The organism is Chitinophaga sancti (genome assembly GCF_034424315.1).
Lineage (GTDB): Bacteria > Bacteroidota > Bacteroidia > Chitinophagales > Chitinophagaceae > Chitinophaga > Chitinophaga sancti.
The window spans coordinates 19,420-31,411 of sequence record NZ_CP139972.1; the positions used below are offsets into that span (position 1 = coordinate 19,420).

An 11,992-nucleotide genomic window follows, 5' to 3' on the forward strand; every position below is an offset into this window, starting at 1 on the left:
TCCTGTACTGTTGCGTGTACAAGCCATGCTCATTGAACTATTGTTGTTTACTTTGTTTGCTTACGAATCAGCAGCTGGTGACCGTTTAATGTAAACGAAACCCCCATGTCATCCATTCCTCTTATGACCTGCATCAGCGACAGGTCTCTTTGCATGTCTCCGGCAAAAACCACATCCGGTACGCCATCTTCATATACTATTTCAATGTTGTACCAGCGTGCCAGTTGACGCATTACTTCATCGATGCGGGTGCCTCCTTTAAAGGAGAACTGCCCGTTTTTCCATGCGACGGCCTGTGTGGTGTCGATGTCTGATAATAATTGTTCCTGTCCTTTACTTTCGGTCAGTTCCTGTCCTGGCTTTAATAGTTGTGATTTAACTTTAATTGCCCCTGTTAGTAATGTTGTTTGTATATAATTTTCATCCTTGTATGCATGCACGTTAAAACGTGTGCCTAATACCTGGATGTTATAACCATCATTGACCTGTACATAAAATGGTTGCTTTGCGGAGGCCTGTACCTCGAAATAAGCTTCCCCGGCTACTTTCACGGTTCTGTCAGGACCATTAAACGCGGTAGGGAATGTGATCGAACTACCTGCATTTAACCATACGCCTGTACCATCGGCGAGTACGATATGAAATTGCCTGCCTGCTGGTGTGGTAATGTTATTGTAAGCAACGCTGTTCCCGCTACCCTGGTAGCTGATCTGCCCGTTTTTGAAGGTAACCTGTACCCCCTGCTGGGTGGTGACGGTGCCTTCGCGCAGACTATCCAGCGAAATCTGGCTACCATCTGCAAGTGTGAGCATGCCGCCGTTCATACCGGGCGCCACGTCGGTGATCTTAGCGGTGATAGCCGTTGTTTTATATTTATAAAATGCAGCGACTCCTATTAAGACTGCCACCGAGGCTGCCGCGGCCCACCAATAATTCAGGGAACGTACTTTTGTCCGGTTCCTGATATTGGTCAGCATGCGTGCCGCATGTGCTGCTTCACTAACTGCCTGTGAAGGCGGAATATGTACAGTCAGATCCTGCTGCTGGTACCATTGTTCCAGTGCCAATCTTTCTGTATCGGTAATGGTGCCTTGAAACCATTTATCCGCAAGCTCTTGATAGTAGTCTTTTTCTTCAGGCATATTCTATATGTATAGAAATAAGGGATGAACCCCTACGGGGAATTAAAAAAAAGTTAATAAAAATGACCGGAAGGCTAGTTTCAAGCGTTTGAGGGCTTTGGTCATCTGGTTCTCAACGGTTTTTTCAGAAATGGAAAGGGTGGCAGCGATCTCCTTGTTCGAGAGGCCCGCTTCGCGGCTCAGCTGGTAAACCAGTCGGCATTTTTCGGGGAGTTGTTGGGTGATGTCGTACAATTGTTCCTGTAGTTCTTTGCGGCGAAGGAGGTCTTCAGGAGAGGTGGCATGTATTTCCGGAGTGGGGGAGTAGGCCTGTCTTTGCGATTCTTTGTGCTTTCTGGCCAGGTATGTGTATACCTGGAACTTGACAGCGGCAGCCAGGTAGGCCTTGAGGGATAGCTCGATATTGATCTCTTGGCGGCGGCGCCATAGGTCGGTAAAGATCTCCTGGACGATTTCTTCCGCGTCAGCGGTGTTTTCCAGCTTGCTGGCAGCAATAGCAAACAACAGCTTCCAGTATTGATAATAAATCTGGGTGAAAGCGGAGTCACTGTCTTCTTTTAGTAAGGAAAGCAGTTCATGGTCACTGTATTGTTTGGTAGCTGGCAATTAAGGTTGATTATCCGGGTGCAAAAATAATACGCAGACATTATTTTTTCCGATTTAATTTCAGGCGCGCCATTTAACCTGCGGAGCTTGGCGGAATTGCCTGTAGAGGCGACTGCTTTGAAAAAGGGAAGTTGGTATATGATTCGTTCGGTGCATTTCCAGGATATTTTTAATGCGGATATCATATTTCAGAATGATTAGACGGGTAAGGTATCGATTGTGGTATTTCATCACAGCGCTGATGAAGGAACCGCCACCACCATCATATCACTAACTTAAAAGGTTTTACAGTTGCCAACGATTGAGCTGACCGGGATCAGTAAGGCATTCATCCAATAAACTGACCGTTTCCATTATCTTTGGCATACCTATGGAAATACAATTAAAAGTTCCACTTGTAGAGAAATATTATTCTGCATTGGCAGTTACCCTTATTATCATAAGGTTCCCACTTTTCCTGGCATTTGGTTTTTTCCGGGTAGTTGATAACAAGCCATTGAGCATTTTTTTGTTCATTGCTTTTATGGCTGCCACTATTGCCAACACTTACATAAAAAAATATAAGAAAATAGGTGAAATCATCCTCGGCTACCATTCAGTTACAGTCAATGGTCAGACCTTCCTGATCCGGGACATGCAAAAGCTTTACATCCGGATAGAAACAGGAGAAAGAAGTGTGAGGACGTTGTTGCCGACATTTTTAACTGGTGCCAATAATTTTGTTTTTTTCTATATTAATGAAGTGAAGCAAACTTACCGCCTGTTGATCATTGAGCAGGATGTAAAAGCTGTCGTGTTTTTAAGTAAACAATGGAAAGAATTGCATGGTGAAAAATTCGAGATGATTCTATTTTAATAGCAATCACCGCCTGAAAGTAGGGCATAGAGTCTGCCGGCGGCTTTCATTCCTGCTACTCAAAAATCCCCTGTAAGAAACAATTAACTCCAATCCTCCACGACGCTGAGACGCAACCGCCAGCTTGTCTACATTCACATCATAACTCAGTCCAAACAGGAAATTATACATCTCCATTCTCACTACAGGTATGATTGCATCATTCTTCCTGTACAAAACCCCTATCGTGAAATTCCTGGACAAATCCATCTGATCCGAAAAATCCCAGCTGTACATGGCACCGAATTGCATCGTACTAATACCAACTGCCTCTATAGGAATAATTCTTTTGAACTGCCTGAAATAATCTGCATATAAAATAAACCTGTTTGTCTCACTGGTGGGTACTGATAACCCTGCATTGAGCGATATCCGTTTATTCAAAGTTATTTGATTCCCTTTGAAGAATCCCACCTGCGGACTATTCAGATGATACCCTGCTGCGCCTATAAAGAGATCTACCTCGTTTTTCAAGGTGCCGTTATAACTCACGCCTGCTGCCAGATCAAAATAACTCACACTTGTCTGATCAAATGTTTGTCTTGAAGAAGGCAGGATACTAAATGCTCCATTACTTCCCATTACAAACTGATCATTGAATTGCAATTTACCCGGATCAAAGCGTTGCTGCATCAGGCCACCCATAAAAGCCACAGAGATATAAGATACCTTTTCTCTACCGATATAAAAACTGCTATTCACTGCAGGCATGATCTGGGTGGTACTAAACTCTGAAGTACCGGCTACGTCGCGCAGTACCTGCAGGCCATATGTTACAGTACTGTTCTCGGAGAATAATGCATGGAAAGGTGTCTTGTACTCGGCGCTCAATCCATACGTTCTGTAAGGCACTGTCACGCTTTGCCACTGGTTCCTGTAAGAAGCGGTCACGCGGATATCTCCTTCAAAGATCCCTGCCAGTGCGGGGTTTCTTTGCAAAGGCTGATCGTAATATTGAGAGTAGCCCACATCCTGTGCGCTTAGATTGAGACTATATAAAGTTAAAAAGGCGATGATCTTTTTCATGGTGCATACTTTAGAATAATGTTACATTCCCTTTCAATGTATAAGGGGTGCCATTCTCACAGATCACTTCTACGGTGTAGATATAAACACCGGTATCTGCTTTTTTGCCATTGATATATCCATTCCATCCATACTCGCTGCTGTTGGGTGCAAAGTTGCTCCGCTCGTACATTACCCTGCCCCAGCGATTGAAGATCCTGAATGATTTCACGGTGGCAATACCGCTGGCGCGTACCATCAGGATCCTGTTTTCAGGCAGGCCATCCGGTGTAAAGGCGTTCGGTACAAATACCTGTGCATCTTTGCAGAAGGCGCGAACGCAAATGGTATCACTGTCACTGCAACCATAAACATTTGTGGCTTTAACGGCATAGCAGGCGTCATTTTTCACAGTCAATATTGGCTTGTCGCACAATGCATCATTGCATGTCAGGTCATCTGCCGGTGACCAGGTGTAATTTTGCATAGGCAGTATACCTGGCTCAGTGGCATTCTGAATAGCGGGATCGAGTGTGATCTTAAACCCGGTTGGCAATATGAGTGTGTCTGTAGCAAATTTTATGATTGGGTAATTTCCTATTTCAATCAGGGTATCTGTTGTTGACGTGCAACCTGTTTCGCTGGAGGTAACGATGATTGTGTACCTGCCGGCGTCTGTAAGTGCTACCTTGTCGATACCGGCATGCGTACCATTCACCGGGAATCCGCGGCCGGGGCCTGTCCACAGGTAAGTCAGGGTAGAATTGTCACCAATGCTACTGGAGGCACTCAGGTATAGTTCATCGCCTACGCAGAGCGGGTTGCGTGTGCTGATCACAGGTTTCGAGGGGGATCTGTTGATGACCACAATAAAACTATCGGCATCGGAGATGCAATTATGTTGCGTAGCGTATACTACATAAGTGCCTGCATCCGCAACGCTGGCAGACGGGAATGTCACCACCGTATTATTCACGGTATCAGGATAGGGTCCGAAGGCGGGACCAGCCCACACGTATTTGATTTCCCCGTCCTGCGGATTGGTTGCTGATAATGCAGTCAAAGTAAGTGGCGTTTCACTGCAAATAGGCGGATTATATCCTGCTACGGGTTTTGCCGGCGGATCAGGATCTTTCAATACAAAGACATCATTCAGGTGTGCGGTGGTACAGCCTCCGGTGCTTTCTGCATAGAAGCCGGTGTAGCTGCCAGCGGTTAATGGCAGTGTGATCCTGCCATTACTATCGGTAAAGCCGGATGTCACCAGGTCTGTCTGGAATTTTTTATAGTGAACAATGACCGGCACGTTTGGAACAACCTGATCATTCAGGTCGCTTGTCTGCAATACAATCGTTCCGGAAGGAACGCCGCAGGCAGTTGGATTGCTGAAGTCAGCACCCGTGATCTTCAAAGTTGGATGCACGATGGCGATGACACTCACTTTCGGCCCTTCACAGCCAAAACTGCTGCGCTGGTTCACATAATATTGCAGGCGAACGGAATCACTGGTTGGAATAACAGGAGCAGCAGGTAATAAGGTTTGCTGCGCATCGTACCAGCGGATGCTATACCCGGGCAGGGACATGGCTTGTAGTGTAACAGCCGCAGCACCCATACAGGTACTGACATCGCTGCTGACTGGTGCCGGTACTTCGGGATGCACGGTGAGATGGAGATCGTAGGCAGCCCCGGCGCAGGTAGTTTGAACCGGGTTATATGGAATTACCCTGACTGTGATTACAACATCGCTATTCCCTTTATTGATGTATAAGAGGCTTAAATTTCCCGTAAAATTGCCGCTGCTGATACCTGTTACATTTGCTGGCAAAGTGCCTGAAACGGCCCAGGAATAGTTTGTATTCGGAACGGAGGAGGCGGGTGTAAAAGTCGCACTTTGATTGGAGCATACTTCCTGGTCCGGAACAGGGAAACTGATCAGGGGGCTTTCATAGATCGTAATACTGGTAGTCGTCTGAAAACCGGGGCAGGGTGGTGCTGGTGCGATCGTGTAAGTCACCGTATAAGTTCCCGGTGTACTGGCCGATGGGATAATTGCACCAGTGGTGGCATTGATGCTTAATCCCGCAGGAGCGCTGAATGTGCCACCCGGTGTGCCGGCCTGTGATACAGCCTGCGGGGTATTCATATTGCTACAGAAAGGACTGCCGTTATAGGAAATCGTGGCTGTTGGTGTGTTGTTTACAGTGACAGTCGTTGTGGCAGTCACATTGCTGCAACCACCGCTTCCCGGCAGGGTATAAGTGATTGTGTAAATGCCTGGGCTGGCTCCTGCCGGAGATAGTGCGCCTGTAGTCGGATCGATCGTCATTCCTGCCGGGGAAATACTATAAGCACCGCCTGCATCTCCATTCCTCGTTACATTTACAGCCGCGCTACTGCTGGTATTACAGAGGATTGCAGGGGTGTAGGCAATCGTGGCAGCAGGTGGCCGGGTAATAGTAATATTGGTGGTGGTTTGAAAGCCCGGGCAGGGTGGGGCGGCGGCAATGGTATAAGTAACGGTATAAGTTCCCGGTGTACTGCTGGCTGGTGTGGTGGCACCAGTGGCTGCATTGATTGTTAATCCCGCAGGAGCGCTGAATGTGCCACCTGGCGTGCCGACCTGTGTTACAGCTTGAGGGATATTCACATTGCCACAGAAAGGGCTGCCGTTATAAGAAATCGATGCGAATGGTGTACTGTTTACAGTGACAGTTGTACTCGCAGTCACCGTGTTACAACCACCGCTTCCCGGCAGGGTATAAGTGATTGTGTAAATGCCTGGGCTGGCTCCCGCCGGAGATAGTGCGCCTGTAGTCGGATCGATCGTCATTCCTGCCGGAGAAATACTATAAGCACCGCCTGCATCTCCATTCCTCGTTACATTTACAGCCGCACTACTGCTGGTATTACAGAGGACTGCAGGGGGGTAGGCAATTGTGGCAGCGGCTGGCCGGGTAATAGTAATATTGGTGGTGGTTTGAAAGCCCGGGCAGGGTGGGGCGGCGGCAATGGTATAAGTAACGGTATAAGTTCCCGGAGTACTGGCTGATGGGATAATTGCACCAGTGGCGGCATTGATGCTTAATCCCGCAGGCGCACTGTAAGTACCACCGCTGCTGCCTGTTTGTGTCACTGCCTGTGTTGTACTGAGGTCTCCGCAATAAGGACTACCTGCATATAAGATGCTGGCATTAGGTGTACTACTGACAGTCACAGTAGTCATACTAATGAAATTGGTACATCCACCGCTGCCTGTCAAAGTATACCTGATTGTATAAGTTCCTGGACTGGCACCTGCGGGGGAGAGTGTACCTGTTACAGGATCTATATTCATGTCTGAAGGCATAATACTATAGGTGCCACCAGGATCTCCGGTTTTCGAAACATTTACGGGGGCACTGCCGCTTGTATTACACAAGCTTGCCGGGCTGTAACTAATCGTTGCTGTTGGTGCTTTGGTGATCGTAACAGTTGCGGTGGTATGAAAAGCCGGACAAGGTGCTGCCGCGGCAATATCATATGTCACGGTATAGGTTCCCGGCGTACTGCTGGCTGGTGTGATGGCTCCTGTCGATGCATTGATCGTCAACCCTGTGGACGCAGCAAATACCCCCCCGGTACTGCCATTAATAGTAGCTGCTGTCACGCCATCAGATGCACACATCGCGGGATAACTGATCGTTGCAGCAGGTGTGCCATTGATGGATACAGTGGTGGTAGCGACTACACTCGCGCAACCACCGGAACCAGGCAGGGTGTACCTGATTGTATAGGTGCCCGGTGTGCTGGCGGCCGGTGTGATTGTACCTGTGGTTGTATTGATTATTAAACCTGCGGGTGCACTATATGTACCTCCCGGGCTACCTGCCAGTGTTACATTGACCGGGGGGCTCCCCGCTCCATTGCAGAGGGTAGCTGGTGAATAACTGATGGTGGCTGTTGGTGCCGGGTTCACATTAACGGTAATGGCTACCCTCTGACTTTCACCACAGCCATTGCGCTGGCTTACATAATAAGTAGTGGTGCCAGGTGTTGCTGTAGCGGGCACCGGTGCTCCTGCTAACAATGTACCGCCTGCATCATACCAGCTTAAACCTGTGCCGCTGGCGGTCAGGGCGCTGGCTGCCTGACCCTGGCAGTAATTAACTGGTGTGTTTACAACAGGAGCTACAGGTGTAGTGCCAATCGTGACGACTATTTCTGCTTTCGGCCCTTCGCAATTAGAAATTGTCTGTGTAACGAAATAAGAGATACTTCCTGCTGCTGCAGTCGATGGGATTGGTGCTGCAGGCAATAAAGTACCACCTGCTGCATACCATTTTAAGCCTGTACCTGTCGCTGTTAAAGGTGCGGCTGTGGCCCCCTGGCAGAGGGATACGGGACTTGTTACTATGGGGCTTGCCGGCAATGCATTCACGGTGACAACAAGCGGTGCTTTGGGACTTTCACATTGCCCTGGAAGTGTCTGGGTGACATAATAAGTTGTACTGCCAGGGAAGTTAGTTGCAGGAGTAGGTGGATTCGCTAATAGGTTTCCTCCCGATGTATACCATTTTATATTGGTACCTGTTGCTGTCAATGGAGTGGCAGTTGCACCCTGGCAATAGAAGATCGGTGTTGTGACCAAAGGTGCCGGTGAAATCGGCAATATTGTAATATTAATCGACTTTGTATCCGTGCCACAGGTGATACTTGTCGCATTTAACGTGATTGTATAATTACCTGGTGCAGCATATTTATGACAACCCGGATCGCGTAGCGTTGACTTAAATCCATCTCCAAAATTCCATTCATACTCGGTGTTCGAACTACAACTATTTCCACTCGTACCGGTACTTGTTTTATTGGTTATACATACATTGTCATCCAGGCAAAATGTATTTTTGACAACTGAAAAATCTGCTACAGGTTTAGAGCGTATCACGATCTGGTTCAGCGTATAGGTAGTCGTATAACATGCATTTCTTGCATATAAAGTAGCTGTGAAATCTGCTTTGGGGCAGGAAGATCTGTTATAGGTATGAGAGATCCTGAATATGGTATTTGTGGTGTTCAATGGATGGGGCAAAACGATCTGCGGTGTGCCATCTCCATAGTCTAATATATACTCTGTTCCTGGGGAGTTATTGAACCAGTTACCAATCTGGAATTCTACGGGTGAGGGAGCACAGAGGCCGGTAGTAGAAGTGGTGGTTGTAATACTTGCTATTGGGTTTTGGCCATTATAAAACTGGTAGGTGGTAGTCTTCTCACAACCATTGGGAGGGGTGATCTTAAGCGTCACAACAAAATAGCCCTGTGAACTGAATGCATGCGTGATTTGTGCGCCGAAAGCCCAGTCAACCTGTGTAAATACAGGGCTGCCATCTCCCCAGTTGATCTCGTAGTTGTTACCCGTGCCTGTGACGATAGAGGTATTCTGCACTTTTAAAGTGTAGTGTATATTACCGTTACAGTTAGTAAAAGGCGCATCGAGTGTACTGATGTCTTGTAAAGATGGTTTCGGTGAGGGCTGTATGGTAATGATGCCTCCATTGATAGCGTCTACGATCACCGGGCCACTGTTGGCATCTTCTGCCACGGTAGCTGTGATGCTGGTAGGACTGTTGATAACGAAGCTGGATGCTGGTTGTGTACCGAGGGTAACGCTTGTAACCCCGGTGAAATTGGTACCGGTAATAGAGACCTGGTACCCCTGGCAGGCAGATGCAGGGGTAAAAGAAGTAATGGTTGGAGAGGGAGGAGATTGCGCAAATACGGATATGGTTATTAAAAAGAAAAAGAGGAACAAGGCTCTACGGGGCATCATATAGGGAAACTGATTTAAGGTATGTTGCTAAAGGTCAACTAGGATAACAAGGTGACCGGCGGAATTGTTCAGTATATGAAAGTTAATTATTGTTGAAGTGTGATATAATCATATAACTTTATTGGTTTTAAAAAGGAAGATGTTAGTCACCTTATTATTAGGGTATTTGTCTATGAAGATGGATACACTGCCGATAGGCAATTGCAAATTGGAAAGGGATCGGATACTGGAGGAGTGGGTGGTGCGGGAACCTGAAGTGGCGCCTGTTTTTCCGGGTGGGCAGGATTCCCTGATCAGCTTTTTTTCCAGGAATTTACATATCCCTTACCGGGAGGATATTGAGCAGCCATATTATGCATCAAGTTTTCCAATGTTTGTGATAGATACAAGTGGATATATCAAAAAGATAGGATTCATGAGTTATCGTAATCCGTACACCTTGCTGGATAGTGCCGTGCAGAAGGTGATTGTGAAGATGCCACAGTGGAAGCCGGGGATGTGTAATGGGGTGAAGGTGCCCGTGTTGTTTATGTTACCCGTGAGGTTGTAATAAAACTTTCCCGGTTGGTGAGATCTTTTACAAAACCAGTCACTTTATATTTCCCCTTTCCTTCCATATCCATTCTGATACTCCCCCTAATACTATTTTACCCTTTTTATTCCCATAACATTCCTTATTTTGCCAGCTTAATCAATTGTTACAGGGACGAAAGATAAACTACGAATGAGAAAACTAATTGTCATGAGCGCACTCGCGCTCCTCAGCTGTCAAATGGTACAGGCCCAGGTAAAGCACACCTTTGCCCTGTCCAGGAGTGAATTCCTCCTCGATGGCAAACCTTACCAGATCATCAGTGGTGAATTACACCCTGCCCGTATTCCCAAAGAATACTGGCGTCACCGTATCCAGATGGCCAAAGCCATGGGTTGCAACACAATCGCTGCCTACGTATTCTGGAACTATCTCGAACAGGAAGAAGGCACTTTCGACTTTTCATCGGAAAACCGCAACGTTGCTGAATTTATCAAAATCGCTCAGCAGGAAGGTCTGTGGGTGCTCCTCCGCCCGGGACCATACGTTTGCGGAGAATGGGAATTTGGTGGCTTACCACCTTACCTGCTCCGTACACCTGATATCAAAGTACGCTGTATGGATCCCCGCTACATGGCAGCCGTGGCGCGCTATGTAAAAGCCCTCAGCGAACAGGTGAAACCTCTCCTGGTAACCAACGGTGGTCCTATCCTGATGGTGCAGGTAGAGAACGAATATGGTAGCTATGCCAACGATAAACAATACCTCTACAAACTGAAGGAACTCTGGGAACAAAATGGGATCAATGTACCTTTCTACACTGCCGACGGTCCGGTAGATCCTTTGCTGGAAGCTGGCTCCGTACCAGGTGCTGCCATCGGTCTTGACTCCGGTGGTTCCGAAGGCGACTTCGATGCCGCTAAACGCCAGAACCCTGATGTACCTTCTTTCAGCAGTGAATCTTACCCAGGATGGTTAACACACTGGGGCGAGAAATTTGCACATCCTGATACCTCCGGTATCCTGAAAGAGGTAAGGTTCCTGCTCAATACCAATCGTTCTTTCAACCTCTATGTAATCCATGGTGGTACGAACTTTGGGTACACTGCCGGTGCTAACTCCGGTGGCAAAGGGTATGAGCCGGACCTGACTACTTACGATTACGATGCGCCTATCAATGAACAGGGCGTTCCTACCGCAAAATACATGGCGCTGCGTAATCTCATCGCCAGCTATACGAAAAAGAAACTGCCAGCTATCCCGGCACCGATACCTGCTACCGTTGTGGCAAATTTCGAAGTAAAACCTTATGCCAGCGTGTGGGAAAACCTGCCCGCACCTGTAGCTTCTGTACAGCCTAAAACTTTTGAAGCTTATGGCCAGGACTATGGTTTCATGGTTTACAAAACGAAACTGATCGGCCGTAAATATGGCACATTGAAAATTACTGACCTGCATGACTATGCCACCGTATTCCTGAATGGTAAATACGTAGGTAAAATAGATCGTCACCTGGGAGAAAACAGTATAAATCTGCCTAAGAGTGATGTGAAGGACCCGATCCTGGAAATCTTTGTAGAGGCAATGGGCCGAATCAACTTCGCGCAGGAACTCATCGACCGCAAGGGTATCACTGAGCGTGTAACCCTTGAAGGTATGACCCTGATGGACTGGCAGGTATACGGCGTACCAATGAAAGATGGCTTCGTTTCAAAGCTGAAACCAGGTGCTGACACCAGCCGTCCTGGTATCTTCTTCAAAGCAACTTTCACAATGAACACCGTGGCTGATACTTACCTGGACATGAGTAATTTCAAGAAAGGAATTGTATGGGTCAATGGCCATAACCTGGGTCGTTACTGGGAAATCGGTCCGCAGAAACGCCTGTATTGCCCTGCTCCATGGCTGAAAAAAGGAGAGAATGAAATCGTGGTGTTTGATTTGTTGCAGACAAATGCAGCGACTATAGGTGGTACGAAAACTTTGGAATAAAATGCAAT

The 11,992-nt window shown here is 47.4% G+C and carries 7 protein-coding genes; 3 read left to right on the top strand and 4 right to left on the bottom strand.

The features are described 5' to 3' along the window. Nucleotides 1-47: 47 nt before the first annotated feature. Both U0033_RS00070 and U0033_RS00075 read right to left on the bottom strand, forming a co-directional pair. Complete coding sequence (locus U0033_RS00070) at nucleotides 48-1,142, bottom strand: FecR family protein (protein WP_072357184.1); 1,095 nt, start codon at nucleotides 1,140-1,142, stop codon at nucleotides 48-50. A 42-nt stretch (nucleotides 1,143-1,184) separates the two neighbouring features. Continuing rightward, on the bottom strand, nucleotides 1,185-1,748 hold the full coding sequence (locus tag U0033_RS00075; RefSeq protein WP_072357185.1) for an RNA polymerase sigma-70 factor: 564 nt from the start codon (nucleotides 1,746-1,748) through the stop codon (nucleotides 1,185-1,187). A gap of 370 nt (nucleotides 1,749-2,118) precedes the next feature. On the opposite strand from U0033_RS00075, the gene U0033_RS00080 reads away from it, so the two are divergent. Then, entirely contained in the window at nucleotides 2,119-2,604 is a 486-nt protein-coding gene (locus tag U0033_RS00080) for a hypothetical protein (RefSeq protein WP_072357186.1), read from the top strand. A 6-nt stretch (nucleotides 2,605-2,610) separates the two neighbouring features. Here the strand turns inward: U0033_RS00080 and U0033_RS00085 are convergent, their stop codons facing one another. Both U0033_RS00085 and U0033_RS00090 read right to left on the bottom strand, forming a co-directional pair. Next, the gene (locus U0033_RS00085; RefSeq protein ID WP_072357187.1) at nucleotides 2,611-3,669 is read right to left on the bottom strand and encodes a PorP/SprF family type IX secretion system membrane protein; all 1,059 of its coding nucleotides are present in this window, start codon (nucleotides 3,667-3,669) and stop codon (nucleotides 2,611-2,613) included. A 10-nt stretch (nucleotides 3,670-3,679) separates the two neighbouring features. Then, the gene (locus U0033_RS00090; protein ID WP_072357188.1) at nucleotides 3,680-9,460 is read right to left on the bottom strand and encodes an Ig-like domain-containing protein; all 5,781 of its coding nucleotides are present in this window, start codon (nucleotides 9,458-9,460) and stop codon (nucleotides 3,680-3,682) included. A 139-nt stretch (nucleotides 9,461-9,599) separates the two neighbouring features. Here U0033_RS00090 and U0033_RS00095 point away from each other — a divergent pair, with 139 nt between their 5' ends. Both U0033_RS00095 and U0033_RS00100 read left to right on the top strand, forming a co-directional pair. Next, entirely contained in the window at nucleotides 9,600-10,010 is a 411-nt protein-coding gene (locus tag U0033_RS00095) for an energy transducer TonB (protein ID WP_143150605.1), read from the top strand. Between the two features lie 192 nt (nucleotides 10,011-10,202). Next, complete coding sequence (locus U0033_RS00100) at nucleotides 10,203-11,984, top strand: glycoside hydrolase family 35 protein (RefSeq protein WP_245801707.1); 1,782 nt, start codon at nucleotides 10,203-10,205, stop codon at nucleotides 11,982-11,984. Nucleotides 11,985-11,992 lie beyond the last annotated feature (8 nt).